The organism is Bradyrhizobium sp. STM 3843, from assembly GCF_000239815.1.
Taxonomy (GTDB): Bacteria; Pseudomonadota; Alphaproteobacteria; order Rhizobiales; family Xanthobacteraceae; genus Bradyrhizobium.
Genome location: NZ_CAFK01000189.1, coordinates 1 through 25,681, shown reverse-complemented (window position 1 = coordinate 25,681; position 25,681 = coordinate 1). Strand labels below are relative to the sequence as shown.

Annotated in this window: 21 protein-coding genes and 1 pseudogene; 13 read left to right on the top strand and 9 right to left on the bottom strand. The window is 64.8% G+C overall.

All coding sequences use genetic code 11. The features are described from left to right. The 6 genes from BRAS3843_RS19710 to BRAS3843_RS19685 form a co-directional block, all read left to right on the top strand. A partial coding sequence (locus tag BRAS3843_RS19710) for an FAD binding domain-containing protein (RefSeq protein WP_035982237.1) occupies nt 1–600 on the top strand: 600 nt, incomplete at its 5' end. 4 nt (nt 601–604) lie between these two features. Then, nucleotides 605–2,830 (top strand): xanthine dehydrogenase family protein molybdopterin-binding subunit, encoded by a 2,226-nt coding sequence (locus BRAS3843_RS19705; protein WP_008970765.1) that lies wholly within the window; start codon nt 605–607, stop codon nt 2,828–2,830. Between the two features lie 272 nt (nt 2,831–3,102). Further along, a complete protein-coding gene (locus BRAS3843_RS19700; protein ID WP_244425410.1) occupies nt 3,103–3,951 on the top strand; it encodes a DUF3313 domain-containing protein in 849 nt (282 codons plus the stop codon). Between the two features lie 153 nt (nt 3,952–4,104). Beyond that, nucleotides 4,105–4,491, top strand: a complete 387-nt coding sequence (locus tag BRAS3843_RS19695) for an ester cyclase (protein WP_008970763.1) — start codon at nt 4,105–4,107, stop codon at nt 4,489–4,491. A 206-nt stretch (nt 4,492–4,697) separates the two neighbouring features. After that, complete coding sequence (locus BRAS3843_RS19690; protein ID WP_008970762.1) at nt 4,698–5,618, top strand: DUF3313 domain-containing protein; 921 nt, start codon at nt 4,698–4,700, stop codon at nt 5,616–5,618. Nucleotides 5,619–5,678: 60 nt separating this feature from the next. Then, nucleotides 5,679–6,560, top strand: a complete 882-nt coding sequence (locus BRAS3843_RS19685) for a DMT family transporter (protein ID WP_008970761.1) — start codon at nt 5,679–5,681, stop codon at nt 6,558–6,560. Nucleotides 6,561–6,570: 10 nt separating this feature from the next. Here BRAS3843_RS19685 and BRAS3843_RS19680 read toward each other — a convergent pair whose 3' ends face one another. The 3 genes from BRAS3843_RS19680 to BRAS3843_RS19670 are packed head-to-tail and all read right to left on the bottom strand — an operon-like array spanning nt 6,571 to nt 11,342. Then, complete coding sequence (locus BRAS3843_RS19680; RefSeq protein ID WP_035982244.1) at nt 6,571–8,535, bottom strand: MacB family efflux pump subunit; 1,965 nt, start codon at nt 8,533–8,535, stop codon at nt 6,571–6,573. Between the two features lie 2 nt (nt 8,536–8,537). Further along, on the bottom strand, nt 8,538–9,863 hold the full coding sequence (locus tag BRAS3843_RS19675) for an efflux RND transporter periplasmic adaptor subunit (RefSeq protein ID WP_008970759.1): 1,326 nt from the start codon (nt 9,861–9,863) through the stop codon (nt 8,538–8,540). A gap of 12 nt (nt 9,864–9,875) precedes the next feature. Continuing rightward, the gene (locus tag BRAS3843_RS19670) at nt 9,876–11,342 is read right to left on the bottom strand and encodes an efflux transporter outer membrane subunit (RefSeq protein WP_035982243.1); all 1,467 of its coding nucleotides are present in this window, start codon (nt 11,340–11,342) and stop codon (nt 9,876–9,878) included. Between the two features lie 224 nt (nt 11,343–11,566). On the opposite strand from BRAS3843_RS19670, the gene BRAS3843_RS19665 reads away from it, so the two are divergent. Together BRAS3843_RS19665 and BRAS3843_RS19660 are read left to right on the top strand one after the other, a co-directional pair. Then, nucleotides 11,567–12,340, top strand: coding sequence for a response regulator transcription factor (locus BRAS3843_RS19665; RefSeq protein ID WP_008970757.1), 774 nt, complete (start codon nt 11,567–11,569; stop codon nt 12,338–12,340). After that, a complete protein-coding gene (locus BRAS3843_RS19660; RefSeq protein ID WP_050886479.1) occupies nt 12,327–13,709 on the top strand; it encodes an ATP-binding protein in 1,383 nt (460 codons plus the stop codon). The genes BRAS3843_RS19665 and BRAS3843_RS19660 overlap by 14 nt, the downstream gene beginning before the upstream one ends. 45 nt (nt 13,710–13,754) lie before the next feature. Here BRAS3843_RS19660 and BRAS3843_RS19655 read toward each other — a convergent pair whose 3' ends face one another. Beyond that, a complete protein-coding gene (locus tag BRAS3843_RS19655) occupies nt 13,755–15,086 on the bottom strand; it encodes a FecR domain-containing protein (protein ID WP_008970755.1) in 1,332 nt (443 codons plus the stop codon). 475 nt (nt 15,087–15,561) lie between these two features. On the opposite strand from BRAS3843_RS19655, the gene BRAS3843_RS19650 reads away from it, so the two are divergent. Further along, nucleotides 15,562–16,815, top strand: coding sequence for an extensin family protein (locus BRAS3843_RS19650; RefSeq protein ID WP_035982234.1), 1,254 nt, complete (start codon nt 15,562–15,564; stop codon nt 16,813–16,815). Between the two features lie 190 nt (nt 16,816–17,005). Beyond that, nucleotides 17,006–17,248: a hypothetical protein gene (locus tag BRAS3843_RS19645; RefSeq protein ID WP_008970752.1), complete on the top strand. Its 243-nt coding sequence runs from the start codon at nt 17,006–17,008 to the stop codon at nt 17,246–17,248. A 28-nt stretch (nt 17,249–17,276) separates the two neighbouring features. Here BRAS3843_RS19645 and BRAS3843_RS19640 read toward each other — a convergent pair whose 3' ends face one another. Together BRAS3843_RS19640 and BRAS3843_RS19635 are read right to left on the bottom strand one after the other, a co-directional pair. Further along, complete coding sequence (locus BRAS3843_RS19640) at nt 17,277–17,891, bottom strand: class I SAM-dependent methyltransferase (RefSeq protein WP_008970751.1); 615 nt, start codon at nt 17,889–17,891, stop codon at nt 17,277–17,279. A 44-nt stretch (nt 17,892–17,935) separates the two neighbouring features. After that, complete coding sequence (locus tag BRAS3843_RS19635; protein WP_008970750.1) at nt 17,936–20,272, bottom strand: TonB-dependent receptor; 2,337 nt, start codon at nt 20,270–20,272, stop codon at nt 17,936–17,938. A gap of 185 nt (nt 20,273–20,457) precedes the next feature. Here BRAS3843_RS19635 and nikR point away from each other — a divergent pair, with 185 nt between their 5' ends. Then, nucleotides 20,458–20,943, top strand: a complete 486-nt coding sequence (gene nikR, locus BRAS3843_RS19630) for a nickel-responsive transcriptional regulator NikR (protein ID WP_008970749.1) — start codon at nt 20,458–20,460, stop codon at nt 20,941–20,943. A gap of 36 nt (nt 20,944–20,979) precedes the next feature. On the opposite strand, the gene BRAS3843_RS19625 is transcribed toward nikR, so the two are convergent. Both BRAS3843_RS19625 and BRAS3843_RS19615 read right to left on the bottom strand, forming a co-directional pair. After that, on the bottom strand, nt 20,980–21,957 hold the full coding sequence (locus tag BRAS3843_RS19625; RefSeq protein WP_008970748.1) for a DUF4118 domain-containing protein: 978 nt from the start codon (nt 21,955–21,957) through the stop codon (nt 20,980–20,982). A gap of 627 nt (nt 21,958–22,584) precedes the next feature. Beyond that, the gene (locus BRAS3843_RS19615) at nt 22,585–22,830 is read right to left on the bottom strand and encodes a hypothetical protein (protein ID WP_008970746.1); all 246 of its coding nucleotides are present in this window, start codon (nt 22,828–22,830) and stop codon (nt 22,585–22,587) included. Nucleotides 22,831–23,739: 909 nt separating this feature from the next. On the opposite strand from BRAS3843_RS19615, the gene BRAS3843_RS19610 reads away from it, so the two are divergent. Then, nucleotides 23,740–24,255: a VOC family protein gene (locus tag BRAS3843_RS19610; RefSeq protein ID WP_008970745.1), complete on the top strand. Its 516-nt coding sequence runs from the start codon at nt 23,740–23,742 to the stop codon at nt 24,253–24,255. Between the two features lie 297 nt (nt 24,256–24,552). Here BRAS3843_RS19610 and BRAS3843_RS19605 read toward each other — a convergent pair whose 3' ends face one another. After that, nucleotides 24,553–25,134, bottom strand: a complete 582-nt coding sequence (locus BRAS3843_RS19605) for a macro domain-containing protein (protein ID WP_139024921.1) — start codon at nt 25,132–25,134, stop codon at nt 24,553–24,555. A gap of 330 nt (nt 25,135–25,464) precedes the next feature. Here BRAS3843_RS19605 and BRAS3843_RS41905 point away from each other — a divergent pair. Next, nucleotides 25,465–25,681, top strand: a pseudogene (locus BRAS3843_RS41905) (hypothetical protein); the annotation flags it as partial.

Genomic DNA, 25,681 nt, shown 5'->3' with positions numbered 1-25,681 from the left:
CCGAAGGACGGCCTCAACCGCAACCATGCCATCCTTGGGTTCAGCAATGCCTGTATCGCCACCCATCCGTCCGACATGTGCGTGGCGCTGGCTGCGCTTGACGCCAGCGTGCATGTCGCAGGCCCCACCGGCGCGCGCATCGTCCCGTTTGCCGATTTCCATCGGCCCCCGGGGGACCGGCCGGACCTCGACAACACGCTGCGCATCGACGAGATCATCACCGCGATCGAACTGCCGCCGCAGGGCTTTGCAGCGAACTACAGCTATCTGAAGATCCGCGACCGGCTGTCTTACGCATTCGCGCTGGTTTCGGTCGCGGCTGCGCTCGAGCTCGTGGGCGGTCATATTCAGCAGGCGCGGCTTGCCTTGGGCGGCGTGGCGCACAAGCCGTGGCGCGACAGCGCGGCGGAAGAGGCGCTGCGCGGACAGGCGCCCAGCCGCGATGTCTTCGCCGACGCAGCGGACGTCCTGCTCAAGGACGCCAAAGGCCATGCCCATAATGCGTTCAAGATCCCCCTCGCGCGGCGCGCCATCATTCGCACCTTGACGCAGGCTGCGAATGCCACCCCGCAAATCCAGTCCGTCAAGACGATCCGGTGATCCCATGCCTGACAACATGCCCGATCACACTTCCACCTACATCGGCACCGCGACCTCCCGCGTCGATGGTCGCGCCAAGGTCACCGGCGCCGCCAAATATGCCGGCGAGTTCACTGCACCCGACCTGGCCTATGGCGTGGTGGTCTCCTCGACCATCGCACGCGGGCGTATCGCCTCCATCGATCCCAGCCGCGCCCTTGCCGTCGAGGGCGTGATCGATGTTCTCACCCACAAGAACCGCGTCAAGATGGGGTCGAAGGACGACGACTATCGCGACGATGTCGCGCCGCATGGCGGCGCGCCGTTCCGCCCGCTCTATGACGACAAGGTTCACTTCAACTTCCAGCCGGTGGCGCTGGTGGTGGCCGAGGACGAGGACACCGCGCGCTTCGCCGCAACCTTGGTCGAGATCAACTATAACAGCGAAAGCTCCGCGACCGACCTCCACGCCCGGCGTGAGCAGGCCTTCAAGGTCGACAAGCCGGTGAAGCCGCGCGGCGATGCGCTCAAGGCATTGGCGGGCGCGGCGGTGCGGCATGACGCCGAATATGTCGTTCCGATCGAGTATCACAATCCGATGGAGCTGTTTGCCGCAACCGTGATCTGGCGCGGCGGAAAGCTCATCGTCTACGACAAGACCCAGGGCGTGCAGAACGTGCAGCAATATGTCTGCGGTGTCTTCGGGCTGAAGTCCGAGAACGTTCAGGTGCTGTCGCCGTTCGTCGGCGGCGCATTCGGCTCCGGCCTGCGGCCGCAATATGAGGTCGTACTGGCGGCGATGGGGGCGCTCAAGCTGAAGCGTTCGGTGCGGGTGGTGCTGAGCCGCGCGCAGATGTACGGCCTGTGCTATCGCCCCGCCACCATCGAGCGTCTGGCGCTCGGCGCCCATGCGGACGGCACGCTGGCAGCCCTCACCCACGAGGCCATCGCCATGACCTCGCAGCACGAATCGTTCTCCCGCAACGACATCGGCTGGGGCGACGTGCTCTATCGCTCCGAGACTTCGCGCGCGACGCACCGGCTGGCGAAGCTCGACATGCCGACGCCCGGCGACATGCGCGCGCCCGGCGCGGCCAGCGGGGTCTATGCGCTGGAATGCGCCATGGACGAACTCGCGGTGGCGCTGAAGATGGACCCGGTCGAGCTGCGGCTGCATTGTTATTCCGATCAGGATCAGGACAAGGGCCTGCCCTTCAGCAGCAAGCAGCTCAAGGAGTGCTATCGGCAGGCAGCGAACGCGTTCGGCTGGACGCAGCGCAATCCCGAGCCGCGATCGATGCGCGACGGCCACGAGCTGGTCGGCTGGGGCATGGCCAGCGGCGTCTGGGAAGCGCTGCAGATGCCGTTCGCGACGCGGATCGTGATGACCGCCAACGGCCATGTCGAGGTGGCAAGCGCGGCCTCCGACATCGGCACCGGCACCTATACGATCGTCGCGCAGGTCGCCGCCGAACGGCTCGGCGTGCCGCTCGACAGCGTCACGGTCAAGCTCGGCGATTCCAGTCTGCCGAAGGCGCAGGTGGAAGGCGGGTCATGGACCGCGGCCTCGATCTCGCATGCCATCGTCAATGCGGCCGACGACATCCGCGCCGAGCTGTTGAAGGCGGCGCAGGCGATGCCGGAGACGCCGTTGCAGGGGCTCGCGCCCGACGAGGTCATGCTGGCGGATGGCGCCATCGTGGCGAGCAGCGACCGCAGCCGCCGGATCGCCATGGCGGATGCGATGCGGCATGCCGGCATGGACCGGATCGAGAAGGAGCGCGGCTCCGACTTCGAGAAAGAGCAGAGCCACGCCCACAACACCCATTCAGCGATCTTTGCGGAAGTAAAGATCGACGAGGAACTCGGCGTGATCAGGGTGACGCGCGTGGTCAACGCGGTCGCCGCCGGGCGCATCATCAACACCAAGACCGCGGCGAGCCAGATCATGGGCGGCGTGGTCTGGGGCATCGGCATGGCGCTGCACGAGGAAGCACAGCTCGACCATCGCTTCGGCCGCGTGATGAACGCCAACATCGCCGAGTACCACGTGCCGGTGAACGCCGACGTGCATGACATCAAGGTGATCTTCGTCGACGAGCCGGACAGCATCATCAACAAGATGGGCATCAAGGGCGTCGGCGAGATCGGCATCGTCGGCGTCGCGTCCGCGATCGCCAACGCAGTCTATCACGCGACCGGAAAGCGCGTGCGCGATCTGCCGATCACGCTGGATAAGCTCGCGGGGTGATGGTGCGCGGATTCGTCACGTGGATCAGTCGATGATGAAACCGATGGCGCCGCCGCGTCAGTGGCTGCGCTGCAATACTTCATTACGTTTCGTAATATTTCTTGATCTCGCCGCTCCCATCTATTCACTATTGCTCGCATAGAGGTCGTGCGTCCGCGTGTCGCGCGCGCAACGATGAGAGTGGGGGCAGCGGGATGCGTGATGAAGACGTCGTGCCGCAGTCGGCGGCCGCGGTCGGTATTTGCAGAGTCTCCCGTCTGGCGCGCATCGCGATGCATGGTGCGGGCTTCATCGGTCTCGGCCTGGCGATCATGTTGTGCGGCTGCGCAACGGCGCCGATCACCCAGAGCGGCGCGCTTGCCTCCTATCAGGATCTCGCGCCGTCGAACGGCGTGCTCGCGAAATCGCTGCTCCACGTCGACAAGGACGCCGTGCTGGCCGCGAAGACGCTCCGCATCTCGCCTGCCGCATTTTCGCCGACTGCCGCACCGGCCTTGTCGGACGAGCAGCGCAAGCTGGTTGCCAATGCGGTGAATCGGGCGCTGTGCATGGACTTGAGCGAGCGTTTCAAGATCGTGGGGCCGGGTGAGCCGGCCGATCTGACGACGCGAGCCGTGGTCACGCAGGCATCGCCAACCGACAAGGTGGCTGCCGGCGCCTCGAAGGTGGTTTCGGTGGTCCCGAGTGTGCTCGGTGTGCCGGCGCCGGTGCCGAGGCTGCCGATCGGGCTCGGCAGCCTCACGATCGAGGCCGAGGCGCTGGACCAGTCCGGCCGGCAGCAGGCCGCGATGGTCTGGGCGCGCGGCGCCGATTCCTTCACCAACTCGCCGACCGTATCGAGTGCAGGCGATGCCTATGAGCTCGCGGTCGCGTTCGGTGGCGATTTCGGTCAGCTGCTGGTGACGGGCGAGACGCCGTTCGGCAAGCCGCCGAAATTGCCGTCGTTCGACAAGATCGGGTCCTCGCTCGGCGGCAAGCCGAAATATGCCGCCTGTGAGACGTTCGGTCGTGATCCCGGCCTCGTCGGCATGGTGGCCAACCGGCTTGGCGCGCCACCGGAATGGTCCGACAAGGGCGCGCCTCCCGAGCAGCAGGCAACCGAGGCCGCATCACGACAATAGCGCTGCTTCGTCGTAAGCTTGGGTCCACCGGCGTTCGGATGGAAATGGGCTTTCGTTGATGCTGTACGATCTGGCGGCACTCGCAGCCGCATTCAGTATTGCGCTGAGCAATTTGATCGCTCCCAGCGCCGCTCGGGACGACGGAGGACTGACATGACCAGGAACGAACTCTCAGACATCTACCGCGACTACATCGCCTGCCTCAACCGGCAGGACTGGCCGCAGCTTGGGCAGTTCGTCGCCGACGACGTGCACCATAACGAGCGACCATTCGGGCTCGCCGGCTATCGCGCGATGCTGGAGCAGGATTTCCGCGAGATTCCTGATCTCTATTTCAACGTCGAGCTCTTGATCTCGGATCCGCCTTACATCGCGAGCCGGTTGAAGTTCGAGTGTACGCCTAAGGGACAATTCCTCGGCCTCGCTGTGAATGGGAAGAGAGTCTCGTTTGCGGAAAATGTCTTCTATTTGTTTCAGGACGCCAAAATCTGGCGAGTTTGGTCAGTGATCGACAAGGCCGCGATCGAGGCTCAGTTGTAGCAAAAGCGTGTCCCGGGCGGACAACCGCCACTGCGTTGACTTAACAATGGCCGTGGCGCGGCATGAATGAGCGCGAACTAATCGTCTCAACATTTCGTTACGCCGCCTCGTATTCTTAATCCCGCCGCTCCCATGCACTCACTATTTCTCACAGAGATCGCGCGCTCGCGTGTCAGACGCGCAACGATGAGTGTGGGGGCAGCCGGATGCGTGGTGAAGACGTCGTGCCGCAGCGTGTCGCTGCAATCGGCATCGGCAGGGGCTTCCGCTCAACGCACATCGCGGCGAACCTCATCAGTCCCGCTCTCGCGCTCATGTTGTGCGGCTGCGCGACCGCGCCGATGACGCAGAGCGGCACGCTTGCTTCCTATCAGGAGCTGGCGCCATCGGACGGCGTGCTTGCGAAGTCGCTCCTCCACGTCAACAAGGACAGGGTGCTTGCCGCGAAGACCATCCGCGTCTCGCCGGCGATCTTCCCACAAAACGCGGCGCCGGCTCTGTCGGATGAACAGCGCAAGCTCGTTGCCAATGCTGTCGATCGCGCGTTGTGCGTCGATTTGAGCGAGCGTTTCGTCGTCGTGGGGCGCGGCGAGGCGGCCGATTTGACCACGCACGCCGTGGTCACGCAGGCCTCCCCCACGGACAGGATCGCGGCGGGAGCATCGAAAGTGGTGTCGGTGGTCCCGGCGGCGCTTGGCGTCGCGGCTCCGGTGCCGGTGCCGCGGCTGCCGATCGGGCTCGGCAGCCTGACCATCGAAGCCGAGGCGCTGGATCGGGGTGGCAAGCAACAGGCCGCGATGGTCTGGGGGCGCGGCGCCAATTCCTTCACCAACTCGCCGACGCTGTCGACCGCGGGGGACGCCTACGAGCTCGCCGTCGCGTTTAGCGACGATTTCGGCCAGATGCTGGTGACGGGAACGACGCCGTTCGGCAAGCTTCCGCAGTTGCCGTCGCTGGACAAGATCGGATCCTCGCTCGGTGGCAAGCCGAAATATGCGGCCTGCGAGGCGTTCGGTCGCGATCCCGGCGTCATTGGCCTGGTGGCCAACCGGCTCGGTGCGCCGCCAGAATGGGCCGACAAGGGCGCCCCGGCCGAGCAGAAGGTGACCGAGACGGCCTCGCGCTGACAGCGCAGTTTTGTCGTAAGCTAGACCCATTGGCCTTTGGTCGGGGATGGGCTGCGATCCATGCTGTACGATCTGGCGGCACTCATTGCCGCGTTCAGTATCGCGCTGAGCAATCTGGTTGCCCCAAGCGCCATCCGCCATCTCGGTCCGGTCGTCTTCAATTGCTGGCGACTTGTGGCCGCGCTCATCGTCGTGGTGCTCCTCGTTGTGTTGGGCGGCCATTGGGCCTTGCCCTCCGCGAAGCAGCTTCTGGCGCTCGGTGCCTCTGGGGTCATTGGCATCGTCATCGCCGACTCCTGCTTCTATGCGGCGCTGGCGCGGCTTGGGCCTCGGCAGACCTCGGTGATCTACACGAGCTGGGCGCCCTTTGCTGCGGTCTTGGGCTATCTTCTGCTCGGCGAAACATTGTCGCTCATGAAGGTCGCCGGAATCGGCGCCGTCATTGGCGGGGTCGCGCTCGCCATAATATGCCGACCGTCAGCGAAGCTGACCACGGTGGATGAAGGTCATGGCACGTCGATCGGAGGTGTGGTGTTTGGGCTGGCGGCAGCGGCGGCTGCGGCCGGCGCGGTCCTGATCGCGCGGCCGGTAATGGCGGCTGGCGTCGATCCGGCAACAGCCACCGCCGTCCGTGCCGCTGTTGGACTGCTTGGACTCTTCGTCATGTCACGCCTGCCGGGCTTTCATAGCGAAGCGCCGACCATAGCGGTCGCGCTCCGATCAGCCACGAGCGGCGTGCTCGGCATGGGTGTCGGCATGACGTTGGTGCTGTTTGCGCTGTCCGGGCAGCCGGTCGGCATCGTCTCGACGCTGTCCTCGACCACGCCGGTAGCGATCCTGCCTCTGCTCTGGATGACGAGCGGAGTGCGGCCACCGGCAGCGGCCTGGGCCGGTGCCGCGCTCGCCGTTGCCGGCGTCGCGGTCATCGCCGGCGGATATTGACAAGCCGCCGCTACTCCCTTGCCAGCGCGGTGGCGGGATCGAGCCGCGAGGCATTGCGGGCTGGCATGTAGCCGAAGCCGATGCCGATCGCCATCGAGCTGACGGCAGCGCCGACCATCGCCAGCGGCGAATAGATCAGGCGGAAGCCGACATCGAAGGCGTTGAAGACTGTGCCGAACAGCAGGGCGGCGGCAATGCCGAGCGAGCCGCCGAGCAGGCAGATCAACACCGCCTCGATCAGGAACTGCATCAGGATATCGCTGCGGCGGGCGCCGACCGCCATGCGCACCCCGATCTCGCCGACGCGCTCGGAGACCGAGACCAGCATGATGTTCATGACCCCGATGCCGCCGACCAGAAGCGAGATCACGGCGATCGCGGCGACCAGCAAGGTCAGCACCTGTGCGGTGCTCTGGATGGTCTGGCGGATGTCGTCGGTGTTGAGGATGAAAAAGTCCTTGGTGGTGTGGCGCGCGGTGAGCAGCGCGGTGACGGCGCGCTCGGCGGCATCCATCGGCGTGGTCTCGGCGATGCGCAGGCTGATCGAGCGCAGGATCTGGTTGCCGAGGAAGCGCGCCTCCACGGTGGAGTAGGGCAGATAGACGGTCGGATTGGCGCTGGAGCCGAAGCCGCCCTGCTGCTGCTTGGTCACGCCGACCACCCGGCACGGCACCTTGCCGATCAGGATCACGCGGCCGAGCGGGTCGGCGTCGGGATCGGGAAACAGCGCCTTGCGCGCATTGTCGTCGATCACGGCATCCTGGGCGTAGGAGCGCACGGTGTCATGATCGAAGAAGCTACCCGCGGCCAGCTTGGTGCCCTTGACGCGAAAATAGTCCTCGCTGACGCCACTGACTTGCGCGCTGACCTCGATCGCGCCGAACCGCAGCGTGCTGGTGGTGGACACCGTCGGCGAGATCGCATCGACATAGGTCTCCTGCGCCAGCACGCGTGCATCGGACAGCACCAGCGTCCTGATCTTGCCCGAGCGGGTGTCGCCGAAATCCTTGCCGGGAAACACCTCGAGCGTGTTGGTGCCGAGGCTGTTGATGTTCTCCAGCACGCGCTCCTGCGAGCCGAGCCCGAGCGCCAGCACGCAGACCACCGAGGCGACGCCGATGATGATGCCGAGCATGGTGAGGAAGGCGCGCAGCCGATGCGCGTTCATCGCCAGCAGCGCCATCCGCGCCGCTTCGCGAAAGCGGTCGAACAGGGCGCGCCACGAACCCGACGCCGTCTCTTGTGCGGTCGCCTCGGACGTTCGCGCCAGTGCGGCGCCTACGCGCTCCGGGTTGGGGCGGTCGGACAGGATGCGGCCGTCCTGCAACTCGATGATGCGCCGCGCGCGCCGGGCAACGCTCGCATCATGCGTCACGATGATCACGGTGCGGCCGGTGGCGCTGATCTCATCGAGAATGCGCAAGACTTCCTCACCGCTGCGACTGTCGAGCGCGCCGGTCGGCTCGTCGGCCAGGATGACGTCGGGATCGTTGACCAGCGCCCGCGCGATCGAGACGCGCTGCTGCTGGCCGCCCGAGAGCTGGCCCGGCCTGTGCTCGGTCCGGCCGCCCATGCCGAGCCGTTCGAGCAGCCCGATCGCTTTCCGGCGCCGCGCAGCCGGTGACAGCCCGGCATAGACCGCTGGCACCTCGGCATTGTCGGCGGCCGTGAGCTCGCCAAGCAGATGGTAGCGCTGGAAGATGAAGCCGAAATGCTCGCGGCGCAGCGCCGCCAGCTCGTCCGGGTCGAGCGAGTTCATCTCGCGTCCGGCGATCCGGTAGCTGCCGGACGTCGGCCGATCCAGACAGCCCAGGATGTTCATCAGGGTCGACTTGCCGGAGCCGGAGGCGCCGATGATCGCCACCATCTCGCCGCGCGCGATCGTGATGTCGAGCTCGCGCAGGGCATAGACCGTGTTTTCGCCGGAGGCGTAGGCGCGGCTGACCTTCTCCAACGTGATCAGAGGCTCGGCCACGCTCATGGCCCTCCGGGCGGCGGCGGCATCACCGTCTTCTTGGACGTCGTGTCCTCGGCCGCACCGATGACGACGCGCTCGCCCTCGCGTAAGCCCGACTGCACCTCGGCCGTGATCTTGTTGTTCAGACCGATCTTGACCGCGCGCTTGGCGACCGCGCCGTCGCTGCCGACGACACGGAGGGAAGTGCTGCCGTCCGGGCCAACGCTGCCGAGCGCGGAGGCAGGAATCGTCAGCACATGATGCGCTTCGCCGAGCAGGATGTGCACCTCGGCCGTCATGTAGGTCATCAGGCGGCCGTCGGCGTTTCCGATGTCGAAAACGCCGATATAATAGATTGCCGTTGAGCTGGATGACGACGATGAGGATGAGGAGCTGCTGCTCGACGATGTCGTGGTGCTCGAGGACGAGAAGCTCGAATCGCTCTTGATCGATTCCGGGGCCGGCTCGATATGGTGGAGCGTTGCCTGGAAGCGGTGATCGGGATCGCCGAGGATGGTGAAATAGACCTTCTGTCCTGGCTTCACCTTGACCACGTCGGCCTCGGAGATCTCCGTCCGCACCGTCATGGTATCGACCTGGCCGAGCACGATGATGGTCGGTGCGGACTGCACCGCATTGACGGTCTGTCCCTCCTGGGTGACGATCGCGAGCACGGTGCCGTCGATCGGCGCGGTGATACGGGTGTAGCCGAGATTGACCTTCGCGGTCTCGATCGCGATCTCAGCCTCGATGATCTGCGCATCGAGCTGCGCGATCTGGGCTTCGGTCTGCTTCTGGGTCGCTTCGGCGGAATCATAGTCGGCGCGGGACGAGGCCTTCTGCGCCAGCGTGGTCTGCTGGCGCGCCAGATTGGCTTCGGCGAGCGCCAACGTCGCCAGCTTCTCGTCGCGCTGGGCGCGCACATTGCGCAAGGCGGCCTCATTGGTGCGCAGCGTGTATTGCTGGGTCAGCGAGTCGATCTCGCCGATCAGGTCGCCGGCCTTGACCGTCTGACCGAGCTGGACGTTCAGCTTCACCAGACGTCCCGAGGCCTGGGCGCCGACCGCGACCAGCTTGACCGGCTTCAGGGTGCCGGTCGCGAGCACCGTCTGCTCGACGTCGCCGAGCGTCACGGGCGCGGTCGCAAGCTTCGCGGCGGCATTGTCCGACCATCTGGCGCGGGCAACCAGCCCGGCTGCTGCCACCACGACGGCAACGAGGAGCCATAACAGCCAGCGTCGCGATCGATGCGGCTTCGGCGGCGACGGCTTGCCGGGATCTTGCGGCTGCGCCAGCGGCATTGGTCGCGGCGGATTGGCAAGGGGAGCATTAAGCGGAGCATTCATGCGATCAAACTCTCAACGGCTCTGCGCCAAGTGCGGACCCGTCCCGGTATCCACCACCTCCGGCTTGCTCACGTCGATCTCGCCGTCCCAGCCGCCGCCGAGCGCCTTGGCGAGCGCGACATAGTCCTTCGCCACATTGGCGCGGCTAGCCAACAGGCTGTCTTCGGCGGAGAATTGCGAGCGCTCGGCATCGAGCACGTCGAGGAAGGTGTTCGATCCGGTCTCGTAGAGCGCGCGCGACAGTCGCGCCGCCTCGCCATAGCGCTTCGCCGAATCGGCTAGGCTTCCGATCCGCAGCCGTTCCTGGTCTAGATTCACGATCGCGTTCTCGACGTCTTCGAGAGCGCTCAACACCGCGCTGCGCCAGGCGACGTGATATTCGTCGCGCTGCGATTCTGCGATCTCCACCGCGGCAGCAAGCTTGCCGCCGTTGAAGATCGGGACGCTCACGCTCGGTCCGATCGACCAGCCGATCGTCGAGGTCTTGCCGAGATCGCCGAGCTTCAACGCCGTGGTCGAGACCGAGCCGCTCAGGCTGACATCGGGATAGAGCGCGGCCTCGGCCTGGCCGATCTTGGCGGTGTATTGCGCGAGCTGCCGTTCGGCTTTGCGCACGTCGGGACGCGTCGTCAGGACGTCGGCGGGGATACCGTTGGGCAGAGGCAGCCGCGGCGCCGGAATGGCAGTCGCCTTGGCCATGCGCGCCGCGAGCGCGGCCGGATCGCGCCCGAGCAGCACGCCCAGCCGATGCACCTGCTGCTGATAGGAGGCTTCATAGGTCGGGATCGTGGCTTCGGTAGAGGCCGCGAGCGCATTGGCCTTTTCGCTATCGACCGCGGAGGCCGAGCCGGCGGCGAGCTTGCGCTCGGTCAGGGCCGCCGTCTGACGTTGCGATGCGCCGGTGCGGCGGGCGAGCGCTGCGCGCGCCTGATAGGCGCGGGCATCGATGTAATAGGAGGCGACATCGCCAACCAGCGTGAGCAGTGTCGCACGCAGATCGTCTTCCGCGGCATCGACGCCGTAGCTCGCGGCTTCGACCGCGCGCCTGTTGGCGCCGAACAGATCGAGCTCCCAGCTCGCATCGAAGCCGGCCTGGTACTGGCTGTAGGTGGTCGGACTGACGTCGAAGCCACCGGTCGCGCTCGCCGCAGTACGGCTCTCGGTCGCCGTGCCGGAGCCTGTGATGGTCGGAAACAGCGCGCCCACCGCCTGACGCCGCGTCGCGCGTGCCTCGCGGATGCGGGCCTTCGCCGCGGCGACGTCGAGATTGCCGTCGACGGCTTCCGCGATCAGCGCATCGAGTAACGGGTCCTTCAGATTGCGCCACCAATGCGACAGCTGCGGCGGCTTCGGTCGTGAATGGCGATCGCTGCTCCAGGTCGTGGGCAGCCTCAGCGCAGGAGTCGCATAATCGGGACCAACGGCGCAGCCCGCGAGCGGCAGGCCGGCGAGGCACAAGAGGACGAGAGGAGTCTTCACGTTCGACGAATTCGCCTGCACTCAAAGGATGCCGCGCCGATCATTCAGGCCGACCGCGAAGACATCCCTGTTATCAGTTTGATGAGGCTATAGGCGGAGTGCGGATTGCCGCGGATTAAGATCTGTCAAGAAATGTTTCTACGTTAATAATTCAACTTGATTTCGCCATCATTGGCCGCGGCTCGGCACTGTTCTTTCAGCCGGAAATCGACCATGTTGCGCCCATGATGTCGTCACACAATGCGACCGTTGCTACTGACGCGGCTCTGCCCGGCAATGCCCGCATCCTCTGCGTCGAGGACGATCGGGAGATCGCCAGCCTGATCACCGAAGTGCTGCAGGATCACGGTTTTTCGCCGCGCTTCGTCGCCTCTGCAGCCGCGATGAACGACCTCCTGCAGCGTGAGCCGTTCGATCTGATCATGCTCGACTTGATGCTGCCCGATGAGGACGGCATGAGCATCTGCCGCAGGCTGCGCCAGACCTCGGGCGTTCCGATCATCATGGTGACCGCCAAGGGTGAGGACATTGACCGCATTCTCGGACTGGAGCTCGGCGCCGACGACTATGTTGTCAAGCCTTTCAACCCGCGTGAGCTGGTGGCGCGCATTCGCGCGCTGCTGCGCCGTGCCCAGGGCTATTCCGGCGCGATGGGTACGCGCCGGCTGTCGCCCATGCGTTTCGACGGCTGGCGCATCGATCCCACGACGCGCTCGCTCGCCGACCCCGAGGGCGTCAAGATCACGCTGACCAGCGCCGAGTTCGACATCCTGCTCGCGTTCTGCCGTAACTCAGGCCGCGTGATGTCGCGCGAGCAACTGATCGAGCTCGCCCATGGCGGCCAGGCCGGGCCGGTCGAGCGCAGCATCGATGTTCACATCAGCCGCATCCGGCAGAAGATCGAGCCGGGCGCGAAGAGCTGGTCCATGATCAAGACCGTCCGCCTGGGCGGTTATGTCTTCACGCCACGAGTCGAGACGATCGATGATGGACATTAAGCGGTTGCGGCTGCCGTTCGGCATCACCACGCAGATCGTCGCGCTTGCCTCCCTGTCGGTCCTGCTCGGCGTCGCGCTGGTGATCGCCGCTCTGATGCTCTTCTTCGATCCGCCGAACGAACAGGAATCCCCGGCCTATGGCGTGGTGCGCGTCATCGACATCACCCATTTCGTGCGCGCAGCGAAGGATGCGGATGCTGTCGAGGGCGTGCTGTCCGGGGCGCGCAGCTCCGGCCTCAATGCCGAGATCGTGCCGCTGGCAGCGCTCGCGCAGGCGAGGCGCGGCGACAAGGATGCGCCCTGGACCTCGCAGCTGGCGCGGCGGCAGCTTGCCGCGCAGCGCGACATCACCGTGCTCAACGGCGTGCGCTATGCCGACGGCCCGCCGACGCAGATCATCGTGCAGGTCGATGCCGAGCGCGCGCTAGTGTTCGACGACGTTCCCCGCCCAAGCATTTGGCCGCTGCTCTTGAAGCCCACCGTGGTGGTTCTCATCATCATCGTGTTCATGGCGCTGCTGTTGTCGATCTATGTGGCGCGCGCCATCATTCAGCCCTTGTCGGCGGTGGCGCGTGCGGCTGCAGCCTTCGGCCGCTCGCCGGATGCGCATGAGAGCCTGACCGGAAGGGGCCCGCGCGAAATCGTGCAGGTCAGTGAAGCACTGAACGAGATGCGGGCGCGGATCCGCAACCTGCTGGATGACCGCACCCGCATGCTGGCCGCCATTAGCCACGATCTGCGTACGCCGCTGACCCGGCTCCGGCTGCGCTCCGAGCGCATCGGCCAGCTCGAGCTGCGCAACGCCATGCTGCGCGACATCGATCAGGTCAGCCGCATGCTGGACGAGACGCTGGACTACCTGCGCGATGATTCCAAGGCCGAGCAGCTGTCGCGCATCGAGCTGTCGAGCCTGCTCGAGACCATCTGCTGCGATTTCTCCGACGTCGGTTATGTCGTGTCTTACGACGGACCGGAGCGGTTGGTCTACGAATGCCGGCCGCGGGCGCTGGCGCGCGCGGTGACCAACGTGGTCGAGAACGCCGTGAAGCACGGCACCAGCGTCGTCGTCAGCCTCGCCGCCTCGATGGACGGCGCGATCGCAATCGAGATCGCTGATGACGGTCCGGGGATTCCTGCCGCCTTGCAGTCGCGCGCGCTCGAGCCCTTCGTCAAGCTCGACCAGGCGCGCTCCGCCAGCGGCACCGGCTTCGGTCTCGGGCTCTCGATCGCGCATGAGATCCTGAAGAAGCATGACGGTAGCATCGCCCTGATGCCGAACGAGCCCATGGGATTGCGGGTCCGGCTGTCCTTGCCGCTGCGCGCAGCTGCGCCCGCCGCGACGGCTGAGCGCCCGGCGAAGGTCGCCTGATTTCGACATCGATCAGCGCCGCTATCGGAGGCCGCGCGCCGCAGGTCAGCGTGGCTCGGGCTGCCGCCCGTGCTTGGGGGCTGGGCGCTTGCGCTGCGGCGCCGGCCGCGGCGGTTGGGCTGGCGGGGCAGGCCGCGCCGCGGCGCCAGGATGCATTTTTGCTGGAGGCGCTTGGATTGGCAGCGCTGCGGGTCGCGCCGCAGTGGTCGGTTGCGGCGGCTGGCCCTGTTGGCCTTGCCGGCCCGGCAGCGCCGGCGGCTGTGGTTGGCCTTGCCGCGATGGCTGTCCCTGCGGATTGTTCTGTCGCTCGCCGCGGCGGTCATTCGGCTGCGGCCGGCTCGGCTGTCCCGGCTGGTTCTGCGGTGGACGCGCGCCGGGCTGCTGTGGCTGGCTCTGCCGGTTGTTTGGTGCCGCGGGCGGCTGCGCAGCGGGACGATTGTTGTTCTGGCCGGGGCCGGTATTCGGCCGCTGCGGTGCCTGCGGCGTGCCGCGGTTCGGCGCGAGGCCGGGATTGGCTCTGCGGAAGGCGCGCTGCTCGGTGACGATCTGACGGCCGACGCTCTGCGTCGTATGCACCTGCCGCACAAAGCCCTGGTCGCGCTGGATCTCGCGGGCGGCGATCACCATCGGAACGGCGGCGAAGCGGGCGCCGACGGCGCCCGGGCGAATCGAAAAGCCGCTTGATGCCGTCGTCAGGGCGCCCAGCCGCGCACCGTTGCGGTCGTTGACCTCGATATGCCCGACGCGTCCGTCCGCATCGGGATAGAGCTTGATCGCGACGTTGTTGGTTGCGCCGGCTGCGGCCGAGGCGTTGTCGGGCACGTCGACGACGCCGGTGGTGCCGCGAATGCCGAGCGTGGCGGTCGGCGTGTCGATCTTCATGTCCCCGGTCTTCGCCACCGCTGCCGCGACGAAGGCGACGGTGCCGCGGCCGATATTGAACACCGCGCTATTTTGTTTGCCGCCGTCTTCATAGACGTAATTGTCGATCGTGATTCTGGCATTGGCCGACAAATGAAACGTGGTGCCGTCGTCGAAGGTGATGCCGAGCGAGGAGGCCGCCGAGGTCTGCACGACGTCGTTGAGGAAGATGTCGTCACGCAGCTTCAGCGGCAGCGAATCCTTGTTGCGGATCACGGTGACGGTGCCGCTCAGCGCGGCGACATTGCCGATCGGCTCGGCGCTCGCGGGGGCAGCGGCATTGTCTGGCGATGCGGGCGGAGTGGCCGGTTGCGTCGGCTGGGCCTGCGCCATCTGCGTGCTGGTCGGCGGCGTCTTGGCGGCTGCCGATGACAGCGATGGCGCCGCGCTTGCGGGCGTGCCGAGCAGCGGGGCGCCAAGCAGCCAGGTTGCGAAGGCAAGCCGTAGGATGTTCACGATGAATCCGCTGAGGACGGCGAGGGAAGGGCGACGCGCCGATTTCAGCGGGGCACGGCTGAATGCATGATGAATGCGATCGGGCCCGGCCGGTGGCCGCGCCTTTATGAAGGACCAGCATCAACGACCTGCCTGCTCAGCCGGCGCGCTTCCAGGTCTGGCTGCCGCAGAACAGGGCGCGGCAAACGCGTTCAGCGCGGAATGAGATCAACTTTGCTTGTTCAAAACAGGCCGAGCACAATGGCGCCGACGAATGCAAACGCGAGATAGGCGGCAACCATACTCAGCCGGCCGGCGACGGTCATGGCAATGGCTCCAGGATTCCCCGTCGATTTCGCAATCGATTTGACGATGATAGCGGATCGGGGGCGGCAAAAAAGACAGCCGCGCTGCCAGTTCCGTATCGCGATCGGCCGCGCGGTATCAGCACACGGCATTGATAAGTCTTTAAGCAAATTGCCGCAAATCTCTGGGCATGACGCGCGGAGTTCGTTTGTATCTCGTCGGCTCCATCGTCCTTGTCTCGCTTGCGGGTTGCGGCCGTGGATTTTTCCAGGAGCGCGAGCCGTGGCGGGCCGAGGCCGAGATCGCCTGCCTGAAATCCGGTGCGGTGAAGGAGAGCGCCGAGATCGTGCGCATCGAGCCGATCACCGGCCCCGGCATGTGCGGTGCGGATTATCCGCTGAAGGTGGCCGCGCTCGGCGAGGGCACGGCGTCTTACGGCTTTGCCGACGAAGATTTGCGTCCGCCGGCGCCGATCGGCAATCAGCCGCGCTGGCCGATCAACCAGCCGCCGGCCACCTCGCCGCCGCCGGCCTATCCACCGTCGTCGTCTTATCCGTCATCGCAACCTTATCCGGCGCGGCCACCCACTCCGCAGGCGTCCATCCCGCCGTCATCCTATCCACCGCCCGCCGGCTATCTCAATGACACCACCCGGCAGCCGGCCTACGCAGCGCCGGCGAGCGGACCGCTGTCGCTCAATCCACCCGGGATGGAGCCCGGCGAGGACGACATCAACCTCCCGCCGGAACGCGCGCCGGGCGCCTATCCGCCGGCACAGGGAGCGCCGCTGCGGCCCTATGGCCAGCAGCCTGAGGCGCCGCGGCTCGGGCCGTCGCGTGGCGACGTCGTCGGCGCGGTCGGGCCGGTCGCGGTGAAGCCGACTGCGACCTTGGCGTGCCCGATCGTCTCGGCGCTCGACCACTGGCTCGCCGAATCCGTGCAGCCCGCCGCGATGCGCTGGTTTGGCGCGCGCGTCGTCGAGATCAAGCAGATCTCGGCCTATTCCTGTCGCGGCATGAACGGCAATCCGAGCGCCCACATCTCCGAACACGCGTTCGGCAATGCGCTCGACGTCGCCGCCTTTACCTTGGCCGACGGCCGGCGCATCACCGTGAAGGACGGCTGGCACGGCCTGCCGGAGGAGCAGGGATTCCTGCGCGATGTCGAGGCCGGCGCCTGTCAGCAATTCACCACGGTGCTGGCGCCCGGCTCCAACGTCTATCACTACGATCACATCCACGTTGATCTGATGCGCCGCGCCAGCCGCCGCCTGATCTGCCAGCCGGCGGCGGTGTCGGGCGAGGTGGTGGCCGCGCGCGCCCAGCAGCACCGCTTTGGCTACGGTGCGCGCGATCCTGATCTGACGAGTTCGATTCCAAGCCGCAAGGAGGCCCGCTCGAAGCGGGGGCGGAATAACGAAGAGGACGAGGCCGAGGATGACTGAAGCATATGCTACCACTGCCTCTGGCCGTGCTGCATCGCCTTGGTGCGACAGCGCAAATCCAATTCGTTCGAAGGCCGGCTAACCTCTCGTTTACCAGATCCGCGGTCTGCCTTTGGCCGACACTAGACCTGCCACAGTCGCCAGGAACAAGGCGCGCGGGGTGATGTTGCCGCGGGGGTTGGAGGCGCATATGGCAGGGTATTGCATCACGGCGCTTGGCGCGGGCTTCGCAGTGGGGACCGATGACGGCGCTGTCTTGATCTGCAGGACGATGAAGCTCGCGCGACGTGTCGTGGCCGATGCTGAGCGGCTGGAGCGGACGCCGCCGCGCGCGCGTCCACAGCGTGCGTCAAGCGCCCGCCATGAAGCTCCGGCCGAGGCTGTCGACTTTGCCGAGTTGGAGGGACTGGAGCTGATGTGGCGCACCGCGTGACGCATGCGCGGTGTCGCGCGTTGCTAACTCAGCTGCGGCGGAAGCGGCTGAATTGGAATTGCTGAACCGCATCCCATGGCGTGCGATGGGCTTCAGTACAGCTGTCGAGCAGCTCGAACGGCGGGCCGAGCGTGTCGGCGAGACTTTGCGCGTCGTAGCGCTGCACCGAAAGGCCGCTGCATTTCTCAGGGCCATCGAGCGCGAAGGTGCCGATGATGATCTGCCCGCCCGGGACCACGGCCTCGCGCATCCGCTCGACATAGGCGCGGCGGTCGCGCTCCTCGGTGAGAAAGTGAAACGCCGCCCGGTCGTGCCAGATGTCATAGCGCTGCTGCGGCATCCATGTCGTCACGTCGGCTGTGATCCATTCGACCTCCGCTCCGGCGGTGCCGAGCCGCGCCCGCGCCGCCTCGAGCGCCGCTGCGGAGATGTCGAGCACCGCGAGCGCGCGATAGCCGGCGGCCAGAAGCGCATCGACCAGCCGCGAAGCACCGCCGCCGATATCGATGATGCGCGATGCCGGCGCGGCGTTGGCGTCGCGGATCAGGCGCAGCGAGATCGCCGGATTGTCCTGATACCAGCTGACCTCAGTCTCGGCCTTGCTGGTGTAGACGGCCTGCCAATGCGAGGTGCGGTCGGACATGAGTTGCGTCCGGCTTGGGGAGCGGGCGTGCACACTAGCACGTTTCAGAACGTGCCGGCCACCGTGATCCGAAATGTCAGCGGCTCGACCGGATGCAGCACGCGGTCCATCACGCCGTTCTGGCACACCTGCGTCGGCACCGGCGTTGCCGGCGGCGTGACATAGCAATCCTTGTAGAGCTGGTCGGTGGGAATCAGTGAGCCATAGCCATATGCGATCTGGTTGGCTCTGGTGTTCAACAGGTTCAGCACGTCGAGCTGGATGCGCCAGCCATTGGCGTCGCGAAAGCCGACGCGGCCGTTGAAGATGCTGGTCGCCGTCGAGCGGAAATAATTGTCCTCGGTGAGCGGCGTGGAACCGAGATAGCGCCAGCGCAAGGCCCCAAACCAGCCGGTCTTTTCGCCCAGCGTGATGCCGGCGGACGCCACCATCGCCGGCGCGTTGGGGATGTAGTTGCCAGGTGCGTTGCCGAGCTGCGCTTCTGGATAACCCGCGAGCGAGGCGAAGGTCTCCGCCTGGCCGCTGTCATAGCCGACGAAGCGCGCGTGGGTCATGGCGAGATCGGCGTCGATGTCGATCCAGGACGCCGGGCGATAATGGTTGGTCAGCTCGAAGCCGTAGCGCCGGCTCGGCCGGCTCGCCTCGGTGTCGCCGGCATCGCCCGAGAACAGGATCTCGGAATCCTGATTGAGCATGAACAGGCTGAGCGAGGAGTCGAGCCCAGGGACGATCCGCGTGCGCAGGCCGACCTCCGCGCCCTTGGTGCGGACCAAGAGCGGCGAGGAGTCGAGCCTGGTGCCGGGATTGTTCGGATCATCGGTCGTGGTGGCGCCGCGGGCGTCGTTGCTGTGCATGCCATAGCCGGCGCCGAGGAAGAACTCGGTCTTGTTGAACGGGCCGATGGTCATGCGGAATTTAGGGCTGCCGATACTGGCGCTGGTGTCTCCGCTATTGTTGCCGTCGAACAGCGAATAGACGTGCGCCTGGTAATAGTCGCCGCGATAGCCGACCGTGGTGCGCAGCCAGTCGGTCCATCGCACCGTGTTCTCGACATAGAGGCCGACCGAGCCTTCGCCGACCTTGTCGCTGCGGACGTTCGAGAGGAACGCGCGCTGCGCCGTGTAGCTCAGCGCCAGCCCGATGTCGTCATAGCGCGTCTGCACGCCGAAGGTCGTTTCCATCGGCAAGCCAACGAGGCTGCTGTTCAGCGTGCGCGAGGCGTTGGCGCCGAGCATCAGGCGCTCGTCATGCTGGTGAAACTGATCGCCGTTTTGCTGATCGCGCAGCACATAGGTGAAGTTGTTATAGAGGTCGAGCTGGCTCTTCACCACATAAGCGTTGGCTTTCCAGGTGCCGGCATCGTCGGTGCCGGCCATGCGGCCCGACAGCGCGAAGCGGTTGGTCTTGCCGCCGTCGCTCGGGTCTTCCGAATCAAAGCGCCCGAGTTGTCCCGAAGTCATGGCGCGCTCCGGCACCTGGTCGGTCGAGGTCCAGCGGTTGGCATAAGCCATGCCGGTGATCGAGAGGCCGTCGGTCGCGGTGCCCTGGCTGTAGCGCACCAGGCTGTTGAGCTTCTGCATGTCGTCGGGCGTGGTCCATGGCCCGTCATAATGTGCCGCTTCGCCGGCGATCAGCAGGTTGCCGCTGCCGACCTTGCTCGAATCCATCGCGAAGAAGCGACGGTAGTCGAAGCTGCCGGCCGTCACTTGCGCGATCGCCTTCGGCACGCTGTCGATCAGTCCGATATGGACGCTGCCGGCCGAGGCGAAATCGCCTTCATCGGCGAAATAGGGTCCCTTGCGCACATCGACCCGGCCGATCGTCTCCGGCATCAGCCAATTCAGGTCCGCATAGCCCTGGCCGTGCGCGTGGGTCCGCATGTTGGCCGGCACGTCGTCGACATAGAGCGCGAGGTCGGTGCCGTGGTCGAGATTGTAGCCGCGCAGGAAATACTGGTTGGCTTTGCCCTCGCCGGAGTGCTGGGTCACGATCAGGCCGGGCACGGCTTCGAGCACCTCGCCCGGCCGCGTGGCGGGGCGCGCATTGATCTCCTCGCCCGAGATCGTGACTTCGCTCGCCATGCTCTGGCCGAGCGACGGGCCCGAGGCGACATTCGGTGCGCCGGAGGCGGCGGCCGCCTGCGACGGCACCGGCGCGGCGGCGGTGTGATGGGCCGCGGTCGATGGCTGGCGCTGCGTCTGGCGCTTGATCTGCGGCTTCGGCTTGCTGCTGCGCGCAGGCGCGTCCACGTTGACTTCAGGGAGCGTGGTCACGGCCGCCACGGGCTTGCCTGGCTCCGCCGCCGTTTGTGCACACGCCATCCCGACCTGCTGGACGGCTGACAATGCCAGCACGCCCAGGCCCCACCCACGCAAACTCATTCTCGCAGCCCCAGCCATCCCATGCGGGCATGCGCCATCGTTCGCCGCCGGCCTCGCACAGCCTTCGGCGAGATCGCTTGGAGCGCCCGCTTGTCGAATGTTAAAGAACGCTACGGTGACGCCGGTATGATGTCAATGTGAAAAGATCATACTGCTGCCCAGAGGCCCGCCCGGGAGAGACCTGCATGCAACGCCTGACCATCACGATCGACGACGACCTGCTGGCCGACGTCGACGACTTCATGGCGCAGCGCGGCTACGCGAACCGCTCGGAAGCCTTCCGCGACCTGTTGCGCGGCGGGCTCGAGCGTGCCGACAGCGAAGGCACCGAGAGCCGCAACTGCATCGCGACGTTGAGCTATGTCTACGATCACGCCGCGCGCGAATTGCCGAAGCGGCTGACGCAGGAAGCGCATGATCATTCCGGGCTCGCGCAGGCGACCTTGCACGTGCATATCGACCACGAAAGCTGTCTCGAGGTCACCGTGCTCAAGGGCAAGAGCACCGAGGTGAAGGCGTTCGCCGATCACGTCATCGCCGAGCGCGGCGTGCGCCACGGTCATGTGGTGATGATGCCGATCGAAGCCGTGCAGTCTCATTCTCATTCCCACGACCATTCGCATGATCATGATCACGGCCATGCACATGGTGGGAAGGGTGGGAGGAAGTAGTCGCACCTGAGCAACGAACTCTGCAACGACGCCCCATTAGGCCAATCTCTCGATCGGAAGGCTGACGATGGTCTTGCATCCCCCGTGTGCGGCATCACGTCTCAAATCACCTTGCATCTGAGCCGCCAAGAGCCGCACCAGACGCGATCCCATGCCCTGAGACGGCTCTGGAGGACAACCCACGCCATCGTCCTCGACCACCAGCTCGAGACCCCTCGTGTGACGCGACAACATCACCTTGACCGTGCCGCCCCGGTCCTGGGGAAAGGCATATTTGAAGGCGTTGGTCACGAGCTCGTTGACAATCAGGCCGATCGAAACCGCATCGGACGAACTGACCTCGACGCGCTCTGAATTGACGACGACCGCAATCGGTCGCACATTCCGCAGCATATCGCCGAGCGTATGGCAAAGATCTTCGAGATAGCCGGCGAGCTCCACGGTGCCGCCGTCCTTGTCGCCGCGCAGCCGCTCCTGGGCGCGCGCGATGACAGCCACTCTCGCCACCGCCGCTTCCAACGCGCTTCTGATCCTAGGGTCCTTCTGAGCCCTGGCCTGCAGCTTCAGGACAGATGAGACCATGAAGAGATCGTTCTTGGTCCGGTGCCCGAGCTCCTCCAGCAGCAGGCTCTTCTGCGCTTCCGCGCGACTCAATTTGTCGATCGCCCGGCGCAAGGCCTCCATCACAGCCGAGATGGCGAATCCGATACCAACGAAGATGCTGAGCGGTACAAATTCGCGGATGTAGAGGCCAAAGCTGCCGGCCGGCTCGATGAACAGATAGATAGCAATCAGCGCGCTGACGATTGTCGCGAAAAATCCCGAGCCCCTGTCGAACAGCAGCGCCGACAGGAACACGGCGGGGATGAACAGGAGCACGGGATAGTGTTGCAGCTCCTCAGAGAGCGACAGACGCAGCAGCGTCGCAATGCCCACGATGATGAGCGTGGCGGTGTATCGCACCGCAACGGAGTATCGCTCCCGGGGCAGGAGCGCGATGATCAGATTCTCCATGCAGACTCATGCGCGACCGCCTCCGGGGGTTCCAATAGGAGCCTTGCCTCTCGCTGGTCCGCCACGTCACGGTATCAAGGTAGATGACGGTGTACAACCAGCTCTGCCGGGTGCACTTCCAAAGCCGATGCCGAGCAGACCGCCAGGTCAATCCGCCGAATGCAGAAGCCGGCTTGGGCGCATCGACTCGCTCCGCCTGATCTACGAAGACGGATTCGCGCCGCTGGCGTCGCCGATCTGAAGCCCCTGGACGCTAGGGCACGTTGATCTGCGGCATGGGTTCGGTCGGGCGCGGCACAAAGTCCTCTTGGTGCTGCGCGCGGGCTGCCAATATCATCGTAGCGGCAAGCAAGAGAACCAGGAGGCCTCGCATCTTCAGCTACCAATCAAGGCATGGCCACCATGGTGGCGAGGGCGGCCGGGTCGTTTCCCGGACCACCGGAAGCAACATAAAGCGCAGCAAGCGCGATAGCTGCGAGCAGAGCGTATCCCGCAATGATCCAGCCGTCATGGTTCCGCGTGACCTGCGCCGGAGATGTCGAATGAACGAACCCTGCAATCGCCATGTCGAACTCCTATGAATATCAGTCGGGATAAAAAAGCTGGTTCTTACCGTCTCGTGAACCGCTAGTGCTTTGACAGCACGTCAGAGTGCACCGAGGCATGTTGTTCTGTGCCGCTTGGCGGCGTCACCATCTGACGGATCGCTATCGCTGTCGCACCTCCCAAGAACAGGCTGAGATAGAAGGCCAGAACACACCTTGCCCAACGCCGGTGAGTGATTTCGTCTTCGCGACTGCTTCCCGAAGGTTCGTCGCTGATGTGGCTGGCGATGTGTGCCGAGTCCTGACTGAAAACATCGAGAACATCCATGAGCGCGCTCCTTGAAAATGTGAGAGCCCAATGACGGGCAAATACGATGTCGCGAATGGTCTTGGCCGAATGGTCTTGGCCCGCACGGACCTCAAAAAGGCGTTTCGCAATGAGCAGTTCGGTTTTGCACTTGTCAGAGTAGCGAAGCAGCGTTGCTGCTGCATGACCGGCAGGTCGAAAGGTGCCTGCCGCCTGCGTCGGTTCATAGTCAGATACGCAACCTGGCTGATGGCCCCTGGCGATAGGACCCACATACACTCGCACAGGCATCGACGACTGAGTTGGGATCGAGTTGATTTGGCTTGGGCTCATCAGCCGCGCGCAATCTAGCAGCGCGGCGGCCTGTCGCTGTAAAGCAATTCACATTTTTGAGTCACGAATTGGAGAGTGAACTAACGCGCTCGGCTCTCACACGCTTGTACGGTTTTCGAAAGCCGGTGACCAAGCACCGATGAGTATCGCACGGTCTGTCGATCTGCGGCGGCTTCTGGTATTTTCATGCCGATCAAGCTGCTTTTCCTCGGACCGTGCGGACCCAAGTCATCAGAGAGCTCGATCAGACGAGGTCCGGGTTTCCTCATTGAGGGTCTATCGCAGATCATGGAAGAGCCAAGGACACGATCAGCGCGATCACTGTCCAGGCAACCGGGTTCAGGGACGGCGACGCCTGAATGTTAGCAGCCGAGTGATGCTCGCGATGGGGCGACCCGAATTGAGTAGGACAGTTCAGATCCAAACTACAAACCCGCTCATGTCGTATGTGTATGCCTTGCGGCGGGATGTGTTCGTGGTCGAGCGACGTTTCCCAGAAGAGCTATTGGATTGCGTACGCTCTTCGATTTGATATTCCGGTGAAGAGCGCGCCGACAAGCTGGTCGGACATGAAATTAGCCGCCGGGTGATCTCAAAATGTCTCAATCGTTCCTTTCAGATCCTGTCTCTCGTGCAACCTCAGATAGCACGGGGAATGCGCCGCAAGGCGGTTGGGCCGATCTTGTCCCCGAGCTCAGCGTCTCGAACCTCCAAGACAGCTTATCGTTCTGGCGGGATCTGCTTGGCTTCGAAGTCGCTTATGATCGCCCAGCTGCCCGGTTTGCATATCTCGTGCGGGGACGTTTGCAGGTGATGCTTTGCGAGCTCAACGGGCGCTGGGAGACGGCGGCGATGGAGCGTCCGTTTGGACGAGGCATCAACTTCCAGATGGTCGTCGATCGCATCGCGCCGATGCTGAAGGCTCTGGAGAATGCAAATTGGCCGCTCTACGAGCAAGCGAGCGAAACCTGGTATCGGGTCGGGGACCAAGAATACGGACAACGTGAATTTCTCGTTCAAGATCCGGATGGCTACCTGATGCGCTTCGCCGAACGCCTGGGGATACGGGAACCCTCCCCACAAGTAAGGTCGGGCGGCGACATCACGCGATGATATGTTGGTCGCACCGCGGCTTCCACATCGTCATGGCCGGGCTTGACCCGGCCATCCATGCTTTTGCTACCCCAAAAAAACATGGATGCGCGGGCCCTCGCCGCGCCGAAGGGGCTTCGGCCCCGCAGGCGGGTCAAGCCCGCGCATGACGGAGCAATCCACTCGATATGATGTCCGGGTCGAGGCCGCTGCTGCGATATGCGATCGTCCTGGGGTTACTGGGGGAGGTCGGAAGCGGATCGGCCAGCGTGTCATCGACGCGCTTGATCCGAAGGAGAACTCAGGTCCATCTGACTATTACGAGCCCAGCAAGTAGCGATGACCGCTCGGCCCCACGAATTGATTGAGCACGCAAGCTTCAAAGGCTGCGGCCATCTGTCGTGCCGACAGATCGGCTGACATTCTGCCGATCGCCGTACATAGTCCAGGGCAAAGGATCGTGCGAATGTCGGCTGCGGGAGACTCGCGATTGCGCAGTTTGACCGCCCGGATCGCGGCTCGAAAGGCCAAATAGGCATTGATCGTATTGGAAACGTTCATCGGCACTCGCATTGTCGGCGCGCTCACAAGATAGGGAATGGTCGCGTCGAATGTCTCGACGATTGTCGCCTGTCCCACTGGCAGTTCACCGTCATGCTCGTCTCTGATGTGAGCCTGAAGCCTTGTCTGCAATTCCCAACCGAAGCGGCGGAGGTAAACCAGATCAATCCCGCCGTCCATGTAACCGAAGCTGTTGGCAGGGCTCACGATTGCATCGGCCGCACTATCGAAGATGTCGCCGTGCGAGATCCGCACGTTGTCGATCCCCTTGAAGTACTTCTGCCAAGCCCTCACCACGCCGGCATCGATGTCGCGCAGTTCGAAGGTGATCGGTTGCATGTCATTTCCTGAGCACTCAATGCTCACGAACATCACTCACTCCCTCAATGTGAGCAAGGGCAAAGCCGACCTTCGGTCCTGGGCAGCGCTCGATTGCTGATGGTGGCGCGTTCGGTGCCAGTGATCGGGCGGGCAGAGAGGTCGATCTCGCTGCCGCGATCGTACGAGAGCTGGAAATCGCTTCCAAAAGCACGTGCGCCAAAACGCGAAGTTCGCCAGCAGTTTCAACGCGAGTCGGCCTGTCCAGTCCCTCGGCGAAAAATATTCCTGTTTCGCATTTTCAGAAATCGTGGTTGTCTATCGGCATCCCGCCTCACTTGCGGAGGGGCGTTGCGCGCGATCGTCACGACACGCGAGGCGGGGAGCGATGGCCGCGGCGAGCCGGAGCGTATCTTTGATGCGCTGACGAACGGTGTTGCTGCGGACGTGAAGTCGCAGCGTCCTGACACCCCGACGCTGGTGTCCCGCGCAACGCGCGTAAGCGCGTTGTCGCGCATGGTGGCCAGAAAGCCCGGCGCACCAGGGAGACTGCGTATAAGCGTGAAGA